Source organism: Pontibacter populi (assembly GCF_040278685.1).
GTDB classification, from domain to species: Bacteria; Bacteroidota; Bacteroidia; order Cytophagales; family Hymenobacteraceae; genus Pontibacter; species Pontibacter populi.
On record NZ_JBEOKT010000020.1, the window covers coordinates 54,435 to 73,607 of the forward strand.

Annotated in this window: 16 protein-coding genes; 9 read left to right on the plus strand and 7 right to left on the minus strand. The window is 44.9% G+C overall.

What is annotated here, in order from left to right:
* Positions 1-360: 360 nt before the first annotated feature.
* Together ABS362_RS17030 and ABS362_RS17035 are read left to right on the plus strand one after the other, a co-directional pair.
* The gene (locus tag ABS362_RS17030) at positions 361-1,041 is read left to right on the plus strand and encodes a site-2 protease family protein (protein ID WP_350413949.1); all 681 of its coding nucleotides are present in this window, start codon (positions 361-363) and stop codon (positions 1,039-1,041) included.
* A gap of 22 nt (positions 1,042-1,063) precedes the next feature.
* Positions 1,064-1,672, plus strand: a complete 609-nt coding sequence (locus tag ABS362_RS17035; RefSeq protein ID WP_350413951.1) for a MarC family protein — start codon at positions 1,064-1,066, stop codon at positions 1,670-1,672.
* 1 nt (position 1,673) lies between these two features.
* Here ABS362_RS17035 and ABS362_RS17040 read toward each other — a convergent pair whose 3' ends face one another.
* The 4 genes from ABS362_RS17040 to ABS362_RS17055 form a co-directional block, all read right to left on the minus strand.
* The gene (locus ABS362_RS17040) at positions 1,674-2,552 is read right to left on the minus strand and encodes a universal stress protein (RefSeq protein WP_350413952.1); all 879 of its coding nucleotides are present in this window, start codon (positions 2,550-2,552) and stop codon (positions 1,674-1,676) included.
* Positions 2,549-4,213, minus strand: coding sequence for a BCCT family transporter (locus ABS362_RS17045; RefSeq protein WP_350413954.1), 1,665 nt, complete (start codon positions 4,211-4,213; stop codon positions 2,549-2,551). The genes ABS362_RS17040 and ABS362_RS17045 overlap by 4 nt, the downstream gene beginning before the upstream one ends.
* Positions 4,214-4,230: 17 nt before the next feature.
* Entirely contained in the window at positions 4,231-5,394 is a 1,164-nt protein-coding gene (locus tag ABS362_RS17050; protein WP_350413956.1) for a hypothetical protein, read from the minus strand.
* Between the two features lie 612 nt (positions 5,395-6,006).
* Positions 6,007-7,248, minus strand: a complete 1,242-nt coding sequence (locus tag ABS362_RS17055; protein ID WP_350413958.1) for an alpha/beta fold hydrolase — start codon at positions 7,246-7,248, stop codon at positions 6,007-6,009.
* A 688-nt stretch (positions 7,249-7,936) separates the two neighbouring features.
* Between ABS362_RS17055 and ABS362_RS17060 the strand changes: the two genes are divergently transcribed.
* The 5 genes from ABS362_RS17060 to ABS362_RS17080 all read left to right on the plus strand — a co-directional run bounded on the left by ABS362_RS17060 (position 7,937) and on the right by ABS362_RS17080 (position 13,939).
* Positions 7,937-8,707, plus strand: a complete 771-nt coding sequence (locus ABS362_RS17060; RefSeq protein ID WP_350413960.1) for a DUF305 domain-containing protein — start codon at positions 7,937-7,939, stop codon at positions 8,705-8,707.
* A 476-nt stretch (positions 8,708-9,183) separates the two neighbouring features.
* On the plus strand, positions 9,184-10,305 hold the full coding sequence (locus tag ABS362_RS17065; protein ID WP_350413962.1) for a hypothetical protein: 1,122 nt from the start codon (positions 9,184-9,186) through the stop codon (positions 10,303-10,305).
* Positions 10,306-10,440: 135 nt separating this feature from the next.
* Complete coding sequence (locus tag ABS362_RS17070; protein ID WP_350413964.1) at positions 10,441-10,890, plus strand: DUF4890 domain-containing protein; 450 nt, start codon at positions 10,441-10,443, stop codon at positions 10,888-10,890.
* A gap of 89 nt (positions 10,891-10,979) precedes the next feature.
* Positions 10,980-11,522 carry a DUF4142 domain-containing protein gene (locus ABS362_RS17075; RefSeq protein ID WP_350413965.1) on the plus strand — a complete coding sequence of 181 codons (543 nt, stop codon included), beginning with the start codon at positions 10,980-10,982 and terminating at the stop codon, positions 11,520-11,522.
* A gap of 1,349 nt (positions 11,523-12,871) precedes the next feature.
* On the plus strand, positions 12,872-13,939 hold the full coding sequence (locus ABS362_RS17080) for a mechanosensitive ion channel family protein (protein ID WP_350413967.1): 1,068 nt from the start codon (positions 12,872-12,874) through the stop codon (positions 13,937-13,939).
* Between the two features lie 532 nt (positions 13,940-14,471).
* Here ABS362_RS17080 and ABS362_RS17085 read toward each other — a convergent pair.
* Positions 14,472-15,788 carry a DUF2254 domain-containing protein gene (locus ABS362_RS17085; RefSeq protein WP_350413969.1) on the minus strand — a complete coding sequence of 439 codons (1,317 nt, stop codon included), beginning with the start codon at positions 15,786-15,788 and terminating at the stop codon, positions 14,472-14,474.
* Between the two features lie 494 nt (positions 15,789-16,282).
* Here ABS362_RS17085 and ABS362_RS17090 point away from each other — a divergent pair, with 494 nt between their 5' ends.
* Positions 16,283-17,536, plus strand: a complete 1,254-nt coding sequence (locus ABS362_RS17090; RefSeq protein ID WP_350413971.1) for a hypothetical protein — start codon at positions 16,283-16,285, stop codon at positions 17,534-17,536.
* A gap of 4 nt (positions 17,537-17,540) precedes the next feature.
* Here the strand turns inward: ABS362_RS17090 and ABS362_RS17095 are convergent, their stop codons facing one another.
* A complete protein-coding gene (locus ABS362_RS17095; RefSeq protein ID WP_350413973.1) occupies positions 17,541-17,756 on the minus strand; it encodes a hypothetical protein in 216 nt (71 codons plus the stop codon).
* A gap of 253 nt (positions 17,757-18,009) precedes the next feature.
* Between ABS362_RS17095 and ABS362_RS17100 the strand changes: the two genes are divergently transcribed.
* On the plus strand, positions 18,010-18,873 hold the full coding sequence (locus ABS362_RS17100) for a metallophosphoesterase (RefSeq protein ID WP_350413974.1): 864 nt from the start codon (positions 18,010-18,012) through the stop codon (positions 18,871-18,873).
* Between the two features lie 24 nt (positions 18,874-18,897).
* Here ABS362_RS17100 and ABS362_RS17105 read toward each other — a convergent pair.
* Positions 18,898-19,173 (minus strand): transporter associated domain-containing protein (locus tag ABS362_RS17105; RefSeq protein WP_350413976.1); only part of this gene is annotated, 276 nt, incomplete at its 5' end.

Here is a 19,173-nt window from a genome sequence, read left to right on the forward strand (position 1 = left end):
TTCTAAGTTTGGTTTCGTGGGACAGGATGCGGCTCCGGAAGCGTACCACTGCAGAAACACAAACGTTAGCAGTATTTATTATCAATGGGTGTCCGAATAGTATCCGTACCCAAATAAAAAAGCCTATTAGATTGCTCTAATAGGCTTTTTGGTAGACCAAAGGATGGAATTATCGAACCATTTTCATAGCGATTTGTCGGCATTTGCCGATTTTATCAGCGATACATAGTGATCAAACTAATAATTCATTAGATGTGCTAAAACGGTTATTTTAAACCCTTATAACCAACTAATGAATTACCGGATTACTAAACTGCTGTTTAAGTATAACTCGTCGCCTGATTCGCGTAACAGGAACATATGGTTGGTATTCAAGATATTCCTAAGTTTTTCCTGGCCTTTTTCCTTGTGCTACCTATTATCTCGTTAGTGCACGAGGCAGGGCATGTATTCTTTGCCTGGCTGATGGGGGGTAAGAACATCAAGGTAACCATTGGCTCAGGGAAGGTACTGTTCAGAGTGGGTATGCTGGAAGTACGGAAATACTATTTCTGGTATGGGCTCTGCACCTTCGATAATCTTAGACGAAGGGAGAAGTTTGCCAACATCCTGATATTTTCTGGAGGGGCACTTTTCAATGCCATAGCAGCAGTGGTGGTCATCAGTATGATTGAAAACGAAGTGCTGGAGCCGGGTATTCTCACCTATCAGTTTACATACTTTTCGCTGTATTATATTTTCTTTGCACTGCTTCCTATGCCATACCCCGACGGCCACTACAGTGATGGCAAAGTCATACTTGACCTGATAAGGAGGAAAGCAAGTTTGCAAGAGAAAACGTACCGGATACACTGGGACGAAGAAAAGAAACAATGGTGCGTGCTGGACCACAACAGGAAATTGATAGAAGCTTTTGATGACGAGAAAAAAGCACTGGAGAAAGCGCATGAAGTAGCAGCAGCTAATCGCCCCAGCCGGCTGCTAAACTCCGTGAGCGGAAAAGAATCAGAAGTTTACCACTATCCAACAATACCTTTATAGTTCATAATTCGTACCCGAACCTATGATAGCAGCTATAGTTAGTTTCCTGGTAATGCTGAACCCTTTCGCACTTTTCCTGTACCTGAAGCCTGTAATGAAGGATCTTTCAGATGCGGATTTCCGGTCAGTGTTCATAAAGGCAAGTATAATCTCTTTCTGCATTTACCTGGTTTTTCTACTTTTCGGCGATCTCGTTTTTCAGAAAGTGTTCCGGATTAATTTCGAATCCTTCCGTATTTTCGGAGGCATTGTGCTCTTCTCTTTTTCCTATATGTTTATAGTGCAGGGCAAGAAGGCGTTCATCCAGATAAAAGGAGATCTCCACGACCTTGCTTCAGAAATTGCCTTGCCTTTTATGGTAGGCGCCGGTACCATCTCACTCACCGTTCTGATGTCGGAGCAGTTGCAACTATGGCAGGGATTTGTAGCGCTTGGGCTGATTATGATTATCAATTACCTGATCATCATGGGGCTTAAGTTGGTTCGCCGAGGGATGCGCTCACAGAAATTCAAAATGGCTTTCGACAAGATCATGGAACTTCTCCTGCGCATCAACGGCTTCTTCTTAGGCGCTATTGGTGTTGACATGGTGGTCACAGGCGTCAGTAACGTTATGCTGGCTGCACAATAAGCTACTTTTTTATTACTTCTTCAGAGTAAACCAGCCATAGCGGAATGTGCATGTCCATGTTGTAAATCTCTTTTGGAACGCCGCCAAAGCTTAGAGAAGGCAACGGATTATTCCCTTTCAGTCCGAGCACCAGCAAGTCATGCTTTCCCTTTTCCAGGTGCAGGCGAATGCGTTCTGCAATACTTTTATTGGCGGCACGCACCAAGGTATAAGGCACTCCGGCTGTTTCACGGTGCTTTTTCTGAAGCGCAGCAAACCGCTCCTTTACAATTTCTTCTGCCTTTCTTTCTGCTTTTTCTTCTGAGATCAGCGGAAAGTATTGTGCTGGCAGTCGGTAAACGTGCAGTATCTCCAGCTGAAGACCCAACTGGTCAGATAGGTTTTTGCTTAGCCTCAGAGCGTGTACCGAAGTGTCAGAAAAGTCTATAGGAACAAGTACCTTTTCTATGTTGGAAGTGGCTGTTTCAGGGAATACAAGGACGCTGCACGGCAGAATCTGGAGCAGTTTGGTGCCAAGTGCCCCGGTGCTTTTGTCACTCATTTTCTTACCCAGCAGCGTCAGTTTTATCTTGTAGCGCTTTACCAGATCAGCAAGTATAACCTCGGTATTCGGCTCTTCGCTTACCAATACTTCATACGCTGCCGCGTTTCCAAATTGCTCTGTTACGATGTCGTTTACGTTGCCTTCCACTTCGCCGGCCAGGTCCACGTCTCCGAACCATTCCCTGAAGTCCTCGCTTAGTTCAGACACTTTTATGTTATGTACAAAGTATACTTTACCCACCTGCATGCGCTCGCAGATGGTGCGGGTAAAAGCTACCAGTTTTTCATCAATATCGCTCAGGTCCAGGCAGACCATCATGGAGTCTATTGCAATCATAGTTTCTCAGTATTTGGTGGTAAGGAAGTATCCGGTTTTACTTGTTGCGCTTTTGCTTCTTGCTTCTGAGCCCGCTTGGCCAGCATTTCTGCCATTAGCTGCTGGTATTCTTTTCGTTGCTGAGCACTACCTAACTTATTTTCTTCTTCCAGTTCTTCGCTTAGTCCCTTGTACAAACTATAGCACATCATAAGTAATATTAAAACAAAAGGAAGCCCCGTGATGATTACAGCAGTCTGCAATGCCTGTAAACCACCGCCCACTAGTAATACCGCTGCGATGGCTCCGCCTGACAGAGCCCAGAATACACGGGTGCCGACCGATGGATTAGGCCTGCCGCCGGAGGTGAGACTAACTACTACCAACGAGCCTGAATCTGAAGATGTGACGAAGAAACCTGCAATGAGAATGATACCAATTACAGACAGTACAGTTGAAAAAGGAAGCTGCTCGAAAAAGACAAATAATGCAGTGGATATATCTGCGGCAACGGCTTCTGCCACCGCCGTATTCCCAACCAGAACATCTCGCAGCGCTGTGCTTCCGAATACCGTCATCCATAAAAATGACAGCAGGGAAGGGGCAATAAGTACACCTAGCACAAACTCTTTTATAGTCCGTCCTTTAGACACTCGGGCAATGAAGATGCCTACAAACGGTGCCCAGGAGATCCACCAGGCCCAATAGAATACTGTCCAGGTACCCTGCCAGTTATTGTTGCTGTAGGCCTCGTTCCAGAAGGAAAGCTGCATAAAACTGCCGATGTAATAGCCGGTATTCTGTACATAGGAACCAAGTATAAAAACGGTGGGCCCCAGGAATAAAACGGCTAAAAGTACCACCAGCGCAATCCGGATGTTCCACTCACTAAGTATACGCACACCTTTGTCTACTCCTGTTACCACCGATACAGTGGCAATGCCTGTTATAATGGCTATTAGAATGATTTGGGTAGTGACATCGTTGACAATAACCGGGAAGACGTGATTCAATCCGGCTGCAACCTGTTTTACCCCCAGACCAAGCGACGTAGCCAAACCGAAAAGTGTGGCAATAACGGCCAGTATATCTATAATGTCCCCGATAATGCCATGGATGCGCTCGCCCAGAAAGGGATAAAAGGCAGAGCGTACTGTTAAAGGTAATTGGCGGTTGTAGGTAAAGAATGCAAGGGCTAAGGCAACCATGGCGTAAATGGCCCAGGCATGAAAACCCCAGTGCAGGAAAGTGAAGTTCATGGCCTGTCGGGCTGCAGCCGGCGTGCCAGGCTCTCCAAGCGGCGGTGTCTGAAAATGGTTGATTGGCTCTGCCACACTCCAGAAGAGCAAGCCAATGCCCATACCTGCGCTGAAGAGCATCGCAAACCAGGACCCGGTGCTGAACTCCGGCTTGGCATTTTTGCCACCTAACCTGATTTTGCCAAACCTTCCAAAGGCCAGGAACAGGCAGTATGCCACAAAAATGTTCACACTCAGAATGAACAGCCATCCCATACTGGATGTGACCGAAGCCTGTAAGTCAGAAAAGAACACTTCTGCACTTTTCCTAAAGATCAGAACGAGTGAAATACTGACAACAAGTATGACGATGGATGACCAGAACACAGGTCCGTTCACTTCTAAACCGAACGATTTCTTTGTATCACTTCTTACTTTGCTCATGCATGCTGTTTTATTGTTTAGAAATAATATCCCAGGTTTATGTTAAAGCGCATATGCCAATCTGTTTCCCCGGCAGTTCCTGTAGTAAAAGCGTTTGTCCATTCCGGCCCCAGCCACGGATGGTTGTACCCAAAAGCCGCATCTGTATAAACATACATAGGGCCAGCCGTAAAGAGCGCCCCTAACACGTTCATGTGAGCGTTTTCAAACCCACTTAAGCGCTTGTTATAGTATCCATAGTTGTTGTAAATATCTATACCTTGTAAAAAACGTGTTTCAAGGGGAATATGATAAGCAAGGCCTACCGTATAGATCTCACCTTTGTTAGCTACATTATAGTTTGACCCGTATGCACCCATCTCAATATAGTCCAGATCAGAGCCGAAAGCATACTCCGGATTAAAGCGGTAAAACATGGCCTGCAGTTTGATATTCCAGTGGCTATGGTCGGCTTTAAACTCATAATGCATAGCACCGGCATAGCGGTTGCCATTTTCTTCTGTGTCAATGTTATACAACAGCCCGCCTTGTAAGGAGAGCCCTAGTTCGTGCCCTAAGCTGTCGCCCAGCCTGCGCACTATTTTTAGATCTAGCTGGTTGTTTTCTTTGTTACGGTCGGTCACATCATAAGAGTAGCGGTTAGGACTCGGTTCCGTCAACCCAAATACAAATTCTTCGGCGCTTTTATAATATGCCGCCTGCCATTGCCAGCGGCCGGAGTCATGGATATACTTTATACCCATGTCATGGTCATCTTCAAAGCCGACATAATAGGTCATGTTAAAGAACCAGTTGTTGGAGTTGTATTGCTGTATGCCGAACGGTACCTGGTTCAGACCTAGCTGTATCTGTGATTGGTCGGAAAAATCGTATTGGAACCAGCCTTGCTTTAACATTGTGCCACCAAAGCCCTGAGAATAGTGCCGGAGTTCTGCGTTTAGTTTGATGCCTTTATAAGCAGCCTCAGCATTGATTCGAAACATGTCAAAGCCAAAATCACCACCGCGTTCCAGTTGATCTTCTTTCCAGGTAGAAAGGTTATAGTTGAAGCGCAAAGCACCACCCAACTTAAGCACCGGCTTCTCATCCTGCTTGTCTTCCGGGTACTGCGCTTTACACGCAGATGGAATCAGCACTAGCAAGAAGAATAATGTAGTTACATGTAGTAGAAGTATTTTCAATAGTACCAGTAAATTTAAATACAACCTATAGTAAAGACGGCCACAGGTTTTAAATGTTCTGGTTTAAGATGAGCAGTACCTGGTAGTTCTATCTCCTTAGGCACATGTTAACACGATAGATATAAAGTTTACAGTAGAATGAGATATTAGACGAGAGGGGCTTAAAGCATGGAGCTTATTCATTATTGCTCTTCTGTTACCTAGAAGTAAGGAGCCTTTTATTTGGTATAATAATCAGATAATTAAGCTCTGCTGGGTAGTCCAAAGGACATATCTAATGAACCGTTTAGAACTGAAATTCGAGAGCAGTAGGGAAGCACAATATTAATTTTTCTCAGAGCTGAGACTTTCTAATTCTTTGAAGTTAGATAACTCTAACCGAAGGGAAATTTTATCGAACCAAAAAAGCCGCTCCATTTGATGGGAAGCGGCTTTTATTATGTAGTAGACCAAAGGATGGAATTATCAAACCATTTCCTCGGAGATTTAGCAGCATTAGGAGAGTACAACCTACAAGAAAGTTATGCATTAGCGCTTACTGATTCGCATGGCAACTGAAGTCGTACTTACCTCCTGATACTATACCTATTGCTGCTCAATTGCTTAAGCGATTTATCTAGCCTTTTTCAGTTGGCTAAGTTTTTCCAGATTGTTTTTGCTGGTTTTAAGTGTTGAAGCATCATGGGCAGCTGTGGCCAGTTCAATGGCTTTGGTAAACTGCTCTTCTGCCTGCTTTAGTTTTCCCTGCTGCATCAGGGCATCACCGTAACTATCAAAGGCATTGGCCGACGTAGCGTGAGCCACGGTATTATACTTGAAAACCAGCAGGGACACAGCCATGGTAGCCGGGTTGCTCAGCTGCTGGTAGGCAATGGTATTGATGATGCGCTCATCAAAACCCGATATTTTAAGAGCATCGAATACAATAGCCTGGGCTTTTGGCTCTTTTTTCTTTTTCAGGTAAGCAGTTGCTTGTCCGAAGGCAGTCTCTAAGGCCACCATTTTACCTTCGTGCTCCTGTAGGCTCTTTTCCTTTCTGGCCGCTTGCACTACCTGGTGGATAGCGGTTATTACTAGTTCGGGCTCTTCGCGGTGGATGTTATGACCGCTGACAGCGGTGACGATGTGAGCACCGCTGGTAAACTGGCTGAAGAACTCGGCGTGCAGGTTGCGCCACACTTCCACGCCTTCCGGCTGGTGAAGAAACATTTCAGGGTTTGCTCTTTTCTGCACCGATGTAAGCACTACAACAGGCACCTGGGGAAGCTTCCCGAAATCAGGCAAAACAGCTTTATCAAAGATTTTGTTAATTAGCTCGTTTTCCTGCTTGAATCTGTCGGGCATAAAGCTGTTTTGCAGCTCTATATCTTTCTGAGCTTTTACAGCATCTACTTTCTTTAGTTCCTGCATCATTTTCTCATGGGCTGGATCGACAAAGACCAATCCTTTCACTTGCTCAGGATGCTGCGCTGCATAGGCCCGGATAATAAAGGCCCCGTAGGAATGGCCAACCAAAATAAAGGGCGGCTTCAGGTTTGCTTTCTCGATGAGCGTGCTTAAATCCTGCACCGCTGCTTCCAGGGTTTGGGGCTTCGGGTTTGGCTCAGACTTGCCTGTTCCGGCTCTTGAATAGAGCATAACTTGATTTGTAGCCATCACTTCGGAAGCCACTTTGCCCCATACTTTGTAGTCTGAGCCAAAGCCAGATTCAAAGATGATGGTAAAGTCGCCTGCTCCTGCCTGTATCATTTCCAGGGAGTGATCGCCGACATTGACCAGCTGTGTTTGCTGCGCCTGGACAAATGTTATGTTGCCCAAGATAAAGAGTAGCAGGAGAATTCTTTTGATCGTCATAGTTTTAGTTAGGATAAGGGTGAGTGTAATCCAGCATTAAATAGAACGACTACAGCAGCAGGATAACATGGAGCAGATGCTATATTACTAGACAAGGTTGCCTGAGGCCGTGATTATGTTTTGCTGAGGGTGCGCTAGGGAAATGAGACGTATGGTAGTGGATAGGAGATACCCAACAAGTGCTGTTAGTAAACGAGGAAGGTGAAACTCCTTCTTGTTACAAAGGCACTGTGGCTCAACGGAATGAAAGATTGGGTAATTTCTAGCAGGGGGGTAGGGGGGGTATAAGGCGTGATAATTATAGTTCTCACTGCGCGAGGGCTTCCTGATTCATAGAAAGTTCGATAAGTCTCTCCTTCGGTTAAAAAACCGAACCAAAAAAGCCGCTCCATTTGATGTAGAGTGGCTTTTTACTATGGTAGACCAAAGGATGGAATTATCGATCCATTTGCACAGGGATTTAATGGCCCCGCAAGAGTTTTTACAAATAATTAAGTAGCTGTTATATTCATAGATAACGGCTTAAAGAATTTGGTATGGGCCAACTAGAGTCACAACTTACTTCAAACCATAGCCTAGAGTTATATAAGAGGCATTTGTAGCTATTGTAATGATAGTTTAATGACATATATCATTAAACCGTTTAAATTAATGTTCGTTTAGTTATAATGTTACTGCTCTACATCACTTGTTTATCACCGTCGATGTTAAGAATTTTGGTAGTGAGAACTTTATAAATAATTGTATAACTATTAAAAATAATCATCTAAATCCAGCTACAAATAAACCTAACAATTGCTGCTCTAAACTTTTTGGCATTCTCTCCCTATTTGCAGTGCCCTGCGGAAATAATTTTAAAAAAAATAAATCAATGAGAATAAACTTAGTAAGAAAAAGGAGCTTTGACTTTTTGCTGGCGGCTTCACTTGCTCTCTCAAGCTGTGACAGCGACAAAGAAGCCGTAGCGCCTGTTGCCTATGTTTCTGCAACTGAAGCTTCTATGGATGCTGACAAGTTGAGGGATCAATTATTTGATAAAGGAACATATCAAGCTATTCCAAAAGCGCTAAAGGCTGTTAACGATATTAATTTTACGTGCGATAAAAATATTGACCATGCTACCATGATGCTCATACACCATGAACTGATTTTAGAGATTGCTGAACTTGAGCTGGAATATGGAAATGACCCTGCCACACTATTTCTGGCAAACCAGATAAAGACTGAAAATGAAGCCAGAATAGCGCACCTGGAAGCTTTTCTTGATACAGAGCCAGTTCCGGTTCCACTTTCACCTCAGGAATGTAAAGAACATCTGGCCATGATGAGGCAACACATTATGAGCATGATCCAATGTATGAATTCTGTAAATGACTCACCGGACCCGGATACTGATTTTCTGGCTTTGATGAGTTGCCACCACGAGGACTGTGAGTGCCACCACGAAGAAACGGATTAGAAACACATCCTTAAGACTATCGTGGCCTCTGTCCGCTATATGTAAAACATAACGCCTGGTGCATCCAATACCTTAAGTTGCCGCTGGCAATAAATAAAACTCACCCTTTTTGTAAAGTTGTTTAATCTGGTGAAACTATAAAATAGACCAGTTTAATTGCCAACTATAAGTAAGATAAGTATAGCAATATAACACATGCTTTATGTTTAAGATTGTGCACTATTAACTAGTAAATTCTGATCACGCACATTGCTTGTTTCCCTCTCAAAATGTGCAGTTAGCTTAATCATAAGCAGTCTTTAAATCTTTAAGGCAACGCCCTGACCTTACAGCTCTCTTCTTGTTGATTGGTGTCTCTATATTTCTTTAATGGATATAACTAAATAACTATAAAATTCTGATGCAGCCGTTGGTTCTACCTTAGAACTCATTCTTTTGATAGTTACTCTAAAATTTATTTTTAACCATTCCAAGTTATGAAAACAAAGTCAATTTTTATTGCCGGCGCTCTATTAGCTGGCATGAACTTCTTCACATCATGTGAGAAAGAGTATGTTTCCCCGGACCCACTAAGTGCATCCAACAGCCAGAATGCCAAAGGTGGAGGTAAAGGTCCCGGCGGAGGCGGCGGCGGTCACACCGAGACTTCGGGAAGTAACTTATCCTTCCCTGTAATATGGTCTGAAGGTGCCACATTGGCCCTAAGAGGTACCATGGGAACAGTGCTGCTTAATGGTGTCTACACCATAATTGATGGTTATAGGGCTTATCACCAGAGAGATGCAGGTAATGAATGGCAAGCCAGTAACTTTACCCCGGAACAAGAAGTTTATGTTGACACAATTGACTGGGGCGACAATCTGGAGTCAGTGGACTGGTATACCACATCTAAAGTCCGAACAGAGATAGTTTTAACAGAGGATGCGTCAATTTACACAAGTGCACCAACTCCCTTTACAGAATACGCCATGTTATATATTTCCGGTCTTGGCCCGGATGAAATGTGGGGGTTAAAGGCTACAGATGCTACGACGCCAGTTCCACAAACAGTTGAGGGAGCTGTATCAGCAACTGTTTACTCCAAGCATGCAAGGCTCACCATTCAAAAACTTAATGTTCAAAGAGATGATGCTACTCTGATGCATATAATATGGGATGAGTTGAACCGCAAATGGGTAGAGGATGCGGCGACAACTGTAGATCTGGTAAATGATCCTATTTTTAACCAAGCGGTTTATCAAGCTTCAGACGGTGCCGGTAACTTTAATGCAGAAGTGAATATTAAGGGGAAAGTCATTTACGGCTACAACTGGGATGGTATAAAGCAACCTGGTGATTATCGCCTTACTTTCAGTTTTGACCCATCAGTGACTGGCTCAACTCTGAACACATTCTTCAATGCAAACACAACCATTGCTGCGTCCGAAGAAGAGGTCGTAATTGCGGCAGAGCCAGTAGGTGGTGGAGAAGCCGTGTTATATCTGGATGAAAGCAGTAACGAGTATCTGACATATATTGACGTTAGAATACTTCCTCGTGAAACTGGCGGCGGCGGCGGTAAAGGCGGCGGCGGCAATGGTGGTAAACCAACACGCTAAGCACTGACTTGCTTTGAGTGACAAAAGCTATTTCTACCATATTTGTATTGTGGCTTTTGTCACTCGGAGTATAGCGATTGACTATAAATTTAAACTAATCACGAAAAGGAGTTAATTTAACTATATCTGAGAAGAATGAGAAGCTTAAAAACAAAACTGCTTGGGTTATGTACTTTGGGCCTGTTACTCGGCAACATGGCTATGGCACAACAAACATCCCAGCAAAGCAAGAACAACCGCCAGGCAGAGCGCATGACGCAGGACCTGACAAAGCAATTAAACCTGAACGAACAGCAGCAGAACCAGGTGGCCGTTATAAACCGCCGTACAGTACAGGAAATGCAGCAGGTTCGGGAAAACCGTAGCCTTAGCAGGCAGGAGCGGCATGCGGAAACCGAGCGAATACAGGAAAGGCGCAGAGCCGAGATAAAAGCACTGCTAACCGAGCAGCAGCGGAGCCGCTTTGAGGAGCACCAGCGCGTGCAACAGACACAGAAAAAAAACGTGAGGCAAAACCAGGTAAATCAAAAGCAGACCAGGCAGCCTCAGCAGCGCCAAAAGTCAGGTGGAAGGAAAAACCGGTAGGCGGTCATTAAGCTACCCTTTACTTCATTCACGTTGCTTTTAGCACAGGGCTTATATTCCATCAACAAGTTTAAATTATTAAAAGCATTATGAAACGAACTAAATACAACCGTTGGGGGCTACTTCTACTTCTGATACCTGCCTTCTTATTTACAGCCTGCGATGACGATGACGACAATGACGTTGTGGTAGATGTGATGACGCCTACAGAGTTTTTACAGGAGGCAGCCGCTATAGATACTTTTGAGATCGTTACGGCTAATCTGGCTTTGGAGAACTCTACCCAGCAGGAAGTGCGGGAGTTTGCCCAGCTGATGCTGCAGGAACACACCATGACGCGGGCACAGCTACGAACTGAGGCGCGTGAAAGAGGCATTTCTTTACAAATGAACATGTCTCAGGAGCGCGAAACGATAAGAGCCAGGCTTCAAAACCAGACAGGCACTCCGTTTGATAAAGATTTTGCAAATGTGCAGGTGCAGGCACACGAAGATGCTATCCTGTTTTATGAGCAGGCAAGAGACCAGCTTCGGGATCAGGACCTGAAAACACTTGCTGACCAGATTCTGCTCAGGCTGCGAGACCACCTGCAGGATGCACAGCAATTAAAGACTTTTACAGACGAGCTTTAACTTGAGATCAGAATTAGTTCTTTATCGGAACCCTTTTGAGTGTGAAAGTGTAAACTTATCATTTTCACAAAGCAACAGGCTATATGGTACCAGGTGACCTGGAGGAAACTCTAAATGCCGCAAGTGTCATTGGTTATGACTGGCTCTAAAAGCAAGTTACCGGAAGAGTTATACCTGAAACTTTCACTCACTGTATCTTTATCCAATTATTCCGTTAGTTTAGGAAAGATTTCAAGACAGGTGAGACTTGACAGGTTAAAATATTCTAACTCCAACAAGCTAGAGATCAACAGCAGTAAAGATACCGATGGGTTTTCCTTTCAGGAAAAGATAAGGTTATAAATTAGAGATGCTGTAGAAAGTAAAAGTCTCTTTTTTTAAAGTTCGATAAGTCTAACCAAAGGGGAAATTTATGGAACTAAAAAAGCCTCTCCATTCGACGTGAATAGGCTTTTTTATAGTAGTACACCAAAGGATAGAATTATCGACCCATCCCCACAAGGATTTGGATACAGAGAGTATATTCTCAAGTTAGACTAAGAATGTTTAGTGACCCTAAAATGCTTACCTGTTTACATAACTCCTGTTATATTGCAGGAGCATTTGAAGAAGTAATCGTAATAAATGAGTTTTAATTCACTTTAAATTCCTAGAAAGGCTTTTACAATAATTCCTTTACTCAAGCCTTTGCCCGAGGCTTACGTTGCTTGAATGAGCTGTGTTGGTATGCTCAGTAGTGTGACGGTTAAATTGGAGGCACCATAAAGCCTGAACTGCAGCCCCTTTTCAACTGCAGTACTTTATATCAACTGCAATACTTTATAAATAAAAAAGAGGTCCTGAAATGGCTGTTAACCGATAGCGAAACGGTTTAAGTACTGTTCCCAGGTGAATGAGCTGTACCAACTTGTTATTTAAAAGCACCTGGGTTAGGTTAAGTGTTGTATAGGCGACGTATTTCGCAAAGGGAGTTAACATCAAGCAAGCAATATCCTGTTTTTAGGTTATCATTAATTTTTTACTTATTCTGTTCGTTATAGAACACGTTTGTTACAACATGCAAGAGGCCTGCATCAAAGCAAAGTCAGGCACCATTACTAGAGTACCTGACCGTTTTAATAACCCCTACTGATATAGTAGGGGTTATTTTTAAAATCTATTACGCTGCACGCCCATATTCTAATGTAGCTCTTCAGTTGGAAGCTTAAGTTCGGTAAGCTTAGAATTAGAAACTGGAATGACACAAGCCATAGTTCTTAACCTTTTAACAGCTATAGAGTATCTTTAAAGAACATCTTTTATAGTAAATCCAAAAAATCTTTGGTTTTCAGCTTATTAGATTATAGCGCTTGGAAGAAGAATACAACACAGAATCTAATCACTTACGAGATAGCCACAGGATCCGCAAGGAGCTTGAGAAATTCCAAGCCAAAGGGCCGGGGCCGCAGCAGGAGTTTGTAAAGCCTAAAAAGGAGCGCACGTCCCTGTTGGTGTATGGGACAGTGTTTCTGGTCACCGTCGTTTTGTATTACCTCCTGAGATTAGAATCTTTTCACATCCGGAGCAAATACCTTCCACTGTTGCAAAGCCTGCTGGCAGGCGTCATGTTCATCACAGTTGTATTATTCTTTACAAGGTTGCTCACCTCTCTTCTTAAAACTCGCATAAGAAGTCCCGTCACAAGTTATAACGTACAGCGAATTATTAACCTTGGGGCTGCACTGCTTGTTGTTTTTATTCTCATCTCTACCTTATTTGTGAACTGGTATGCAGCGGTAGTGTCGCTGGGCGTAGCATCACTTATTTTGGGACTGGCACTGCAGAACCCGATCACCAGCTTTTTTGGTTGGGTTTATATTCTTTTGCGAAAACCATACGAAGTGGGAGACCGCATTAAGATAGGAGATATGACCGGCGATGTAATTGAGCTAGGTTACTTTGATACAACGCTCTGGGAGTTTAATGGAGACTATCTATCGGGGGATCACCCAAGCGGCCGGGTCATTCGCTTTGCGAACTCGAAAGTATTCAGTGAGTTTGTGATCAATTATTCTTGGCCGCTCTTCCCTTACATCTGGAATGAAATAAAATTTTTTGTTTCCTACGAGAGTGACCTGCCGTGGGTAAGACAAACAGCTCGAAGGGTAGTACAGGAAGACATAGGACCAGAGATGGCCCGGCGTGTAGCGCTGTATCGCAACATCCTGGCACAGACTCCTGTGGATGAAGTAGAAGTACGGGCGCGGGGCTCTGTCTCCTTTTCTGCCCATGATAATACCTGGATTCAAGTAACGGTCCGCTTTCTGGTTGAACCTAAGCGTTCAGGCCCTGTCAAGCGCAGGCTTTTTAGTAAGCTTTTAGAGGAGCTTTCCCTACAACCTGAACGGGTTATGTTTCCCAACACGAACATGAAGTGATACAGTCTGAGAACTAAATTTTGAAAGACAAACTAAAAAATCATTAAATGTTTTATTTGCTTTTTTTTAACTGAAAGCCTTTACAGCACACACCGAAATCATTTTAGTAACGAACAAATTTGTACTACCTGTGTGGGCTGATTTTTCGGCAACATTTACTACCCTAAGGGTGTAAAAAGAGAAAGGACTATTTGTTTTCTAATCTATGTTAGAATACGTTAAAACAGTGTTACAGAAAGTGAGCTTTAGTAAGAAATTATTCGAAAAGGAACTTCGAAAAGCTTTTCGCTACCTGAACTTTGAGGAATTAAATCAACTAAAGTGCTGGTGCTATGCCCGCTTTAGTGGCAAGTTTCTTCCGATCATGGATAAAGTATTCTCTGGAGCCCTTTCATAGATGAGGTACCCGTTAGAGCCACTGGTGTGGTGCTCTTAGCCTTGTGCTCTATGTTTTCTTTGGCTTTATTAGAGCGGCTACACTGTTGATTGTAAAAAGAAAAAAATAAAGCTGACCTACCTCTGCTTAAACAAGCTAGCTACCCAGTCGCATGATTTCCCTGTAGTCTGTTTTCATTACCTGCGGCACTTGATCGCCGTGTTCCTGAAGGCTTTCTTTGTAAATAGATGTGGCCATATCTTTTAACGCCCGCTGATACTCGCTATTCTTTGTCAAAATAAGAGGCTTTTTAAGTGCCTGCAGGACTTCGGCGGCAACATACATGTTAGATCTTGCATATACTCGGAAATGGTCAAAACAGGCATCTACAATGGCTTGGTAGCCAACCTGTCTTCTCACTACGCTTACAACACCGTTTGTATCTTTTAGGATTGCACTTGGGAGCTGGCTTGTTGCTATGTCTGTCAGGGCAGCACCCAACCAGTGTAGGCATGTGATGGCTGTGTGGGGATCGTTAATACCTGGGGATAGCGCACGCACGCCAACTTCTACGATTTGATTGAGAGGAAACAACAGATCCTGGTTCGGGGTTCGTTGGTAATCAATTTTCACAAAAGCCTGCAGTTTTTCTAATGTCTTTTGTGGTAACGCAGCTTGGTGATACACTCTTGCGTAGAAATGGTGCATAGTAGCAAACACACCCGGGTAAACAAGCCATTCAAGGACTGCATTGTGCTCCAGTGCCCAGCTGCAGCTTGCCTCATAGTCTATTCGCTGCACGTAGCCAGAAGTTTGCAGATACATCTCAGTTTGTAGTTTATAGTCTGTCTGTATTTGTTGTAGCGCCTCCTGAATAGACTCTTGTTCTACTTTCCTTTCTTCGCTGGGCATGGATTCTGTTTTGATCTTTTGAAAGTCCTGGTAAGAGGACTTGATCACGTAATCTGCTTGAATAGAGGTAGAGACATGATGGATAAAGTAGATCAGGACTCCAAGACTGAACACAGCCACAAGAAAGGCGAGTACTACGGAGATTTTCGGGACAAACTCATCTTCTCCTGAGCCACGTATGGTTAACAGGACAATCAGAGAATAAATAAAGGTGGAAATAAAGGTGCCAATCACAAACTGATTTCCTTTGTCAGCGATAAAGTTGCGCAGTAGCCTTGGACCAAACTGCGAAGAGGCCATCGTCAGGGCCACCAGCGTAATGGAGAAGGTAACACCGGCAATGGTGACCATAGAGGAGGCAATGGTGGAAAGTACAGAGCGGGCACCGTCTCGCTGCCCACCGTAGAGAAACCAATCGATGGGCAACTCATCATACGTAACTCGGGCGTCCAGTTTAACCACTCCAAATGCCAGCGCAGCAGCTGATAAGGCCATCAGGGTAGGTAGGAACCAAAGACTGTTTTTAATGTTGAACCAATACTGTTTCAGTTTTACATTCATAAGGTTACTTCAACGACTTGTTCTCTACACAGGTTGAGAAGCTCAGATAAGATCTGCGGCAACTCTTGAATTCGCGGTAGCCGTAGTTGTTGTAAACATTTCTGCTGCCCCACGTTATAAAAGGCATGGATACAGACACGCGGAAGAACAAACTACAGCCAACTATACACTCACTCTTATTCACTTTACTTATTCTTTTCTCGGGCTGCGCTAAGCAAAACTTTTATGCCGACACCCCTGTTACAGATTCACATGTGCACCAAAAATTGCGGCTACATCCAGGTACAGTGGACAGCGTGACGCTGCAGGCTGGCAGTCATTACAAGCGGGGCTTTTTGCACAAGGCCCTTTGGGGCAGCAGACACCGGAAGCTTTGGGCCACGCCCGTACGTGTGCCGGTCCTGGATCCGGAAACAGTGAAAGGTGGACTGGAAGTGGAAAAGATTGGCGGCGGGATGCAGACCATCAACGCCGCCGTCGAAGGAGGTGACGGCATGACTTACTCCTTACGCACGGTGGACAAACGCTCAGCTAAGATCCTGCCCCTGCCGATTCGAAAGACCTTTATAGCTAATGTAGTGCGGGACCAGGCTTCTGCGCTGCATCCTTATGGCGCATTGGTGGTAGCCCCGCTGGCTCAGGCGGCCGGGGTGCCGCACGCCACCCCGCGCCTGGTTTATGTCAGGCCTGGTGAAGCGCACTTTGACCAGTATGAAGAGAAACTCAGTGATAGGCTGTACATGCTGGAGGAAAAGTATAACGACCAGCGTGCCATTTCCGGCGAGATAGCTGGTGCGCATGACATTGTAGGACCCAATAAGATGCTCAACCACCGCTACGAAGAAAACGACCACTTTATCGACCAGCTGGCCTTTGCCCGGGCACGCCTGCTGGACCTGCTCATCGGCGACTGGGACCGCCATGTAGGGCAATGGGAGTGGGCTGAGTACAAGGAGAACGGAGAGCATCTCTATCGGCCCATTCCGAAAGACCGAGACAACGCCTTCTACCGCTTTGGTGGTGGCCTTTTCTCCTGGCTCTTCAGCCGGAAATGGGCCATCCGTAAGTTCGAAAGCTTTACTGCAGATTACAAGGACGTAAAGGCGCTCATGATTAATTCAGAGTTTTTTGATGCGCGCGCTATGCCCCACGTGACGGGCGAGCAGTTCGACTCGCTGGCCCATGTACTACAGAAAGAAATATCAGACCAAGTGATTGAACAGGCGGTGCGCCAGCTGCCAAAAGAAGTGTACCTACTTCAAAGGAAGGAGCTGGCCAGTCAGCTCAAAAGCCGAAGGGATAAGCTAGATGAAGCAGCCAGGGAATTTTATGAAATACTTTCAGTAAGAGTACTGGTGGTGGGCACAGACAAAGAAGATCGATTTGAGGTAAAGCGCATGGCTGGCGGAGACACAGAAGTGGTAGTTCGGCGCAAGTCTGATAAAGTAGTCATGTACCGTAGAGTTTTCCTTCCAGCAGAAACAAAAGAGATCGTGCTGCACGGGCTTGCTGAGAACGATATCTTTTGGGTAAGGGGGGAAGCGGACAAGGGGATACAAATAAAAATTGTGGGCGGCCGGGGGCAGGATGAAATTTATGACACCTCGGAAGTGCAAGGCTGGGGCAAAAAAACATGGGTGTACGACACTCCGCGCGAAACCAAGCTAGAAGGTGGCCCGGAGACCAAAGACAAGACAAGTAGGAAACCGGAAGTGAACTTCTTTGACCGGGAGGGCTACAGGCGATAGCTCTCTAAGCCTTCAACCAAGCCAGGGCTACTTCCTGCCGCACAAAGGTCTGGAATTGATAGGAAATACCTTCCTCCCCTGTCAGCTGCCGCATTTGCCAGTCTCTGGAAGCAGTATCTGCTACCAGCCGCGCTACTTTCCGCACGCGGGTTGTTTCGAGGGCTTGGACAAAACGAATGCCCAGGTCCAGATGATCCGGTGTATTGGGGATCGTGGCCATACTCCGGGCATCGAGCAAGAGGCGGGGAATGTCATAAAGGCGGAGCGTATCAAGCAGATGTTCCATGGCATACTCAAATTCTGGGGTAGAGAAGCTGCCGTATGCAGGCCACTCTACTTGAAGCAAATCCAAGGTAAGTTTATATTCTATCTGAAAGAGTGTGTTGGGGATGTGCATGCACTGCAAAGCTTGTTTGATTTAAAGATACGAAAATAAGTCTTCCCATAAGACTTGAATGAATAAGAGTAATAGAATGGGGAAATATAAAAGGAATATTTGGTGGGGGGTGGGAGCTACAGCAGTAGCGCTGGCAGCTGGTGTTTTGCTGGATGCCTTCTTCCTGGAAAAGTACTTTTTTCAGGTAAAGCGTTTCCGTATTGGGAGTAGTACAAGAAGTAATAAACCAATGAAACTTGTTCTGCTGGCAGATCTGCACTTAAAGCAGGCCTTGTTTCCCAGGCATTACAAGCTTGCCCGTAAGGTGAATGAGTTGAAGCCAGACCTGCTGCTTTTTGCGGGTGATACACTGGATACATCAGGCGAAATGAATACTGTTCGCCGCTTCCTTGCACTGTTGGATTCTCACATAAAGAAGGTAGCTGTTCCAGGAAATCATGACTATGCTGCTGAAGCAAGTATGGAGATGCTGGCAGCGGCGCTAAAGAAATACAATGGGAATTTGCTGGTAAACCAGACACGGGTGTATCGAATCCGGGAAAACAATCTGGCTGTAACGGGCTTGGATGATCAGCTGAACGGAAGTGCTTCGCTGGAAAAAGCTGTTGAAGAGATCGGACAAGAGCCTAATCACTTGCTGCTTATTCATAGTCCACGCCATTGGGACCGAGCTATTCGTGTAATAAAGCAAGTGAACCAAAGCAGAGAGCCAGATCAACAACTTCGCTTTAAATACGCATTTGCTGGCCACACTCATGGGGGACAGGTCCGGCTGCCGTTTTGGGTTCCAGTCTTACCCCCGCGTTCAGGTAACTATGTGCAGGGGTGGTACAAAGAAAGTCCACCGTACCTGTATGTTTCCAACGGCTTTGGTACTTCCCGGTTTCCTGTCCGTTTCTTTGCCCGGGCTGAAGTAACGGTGTTTGAGTATTATGTGTAAATATTTGTAAGCTAGGACTGCAGGTTAGCTCATCAGCTGTTTCACTAGTACTTTATCAACTCTTAGCCCGTCCATATCTACTATCTCCATTTCATAGCCATTGTGGGTAAACTTTTCGCCGGTAACCGGAAGCTTTCCAAACGTGTAGGAGATAAATCCGGCCAGGGTGGCGTAGTTATCCGGATCACGCACTATGAGCTCTTCTTTTAGCTCCCTGTTCAGATCTCGTACCTCGATAGAACCACTCACTAAGAACGAACCATCATCTCTTCTAACTAATTCGGGCTCATCTACTTCATC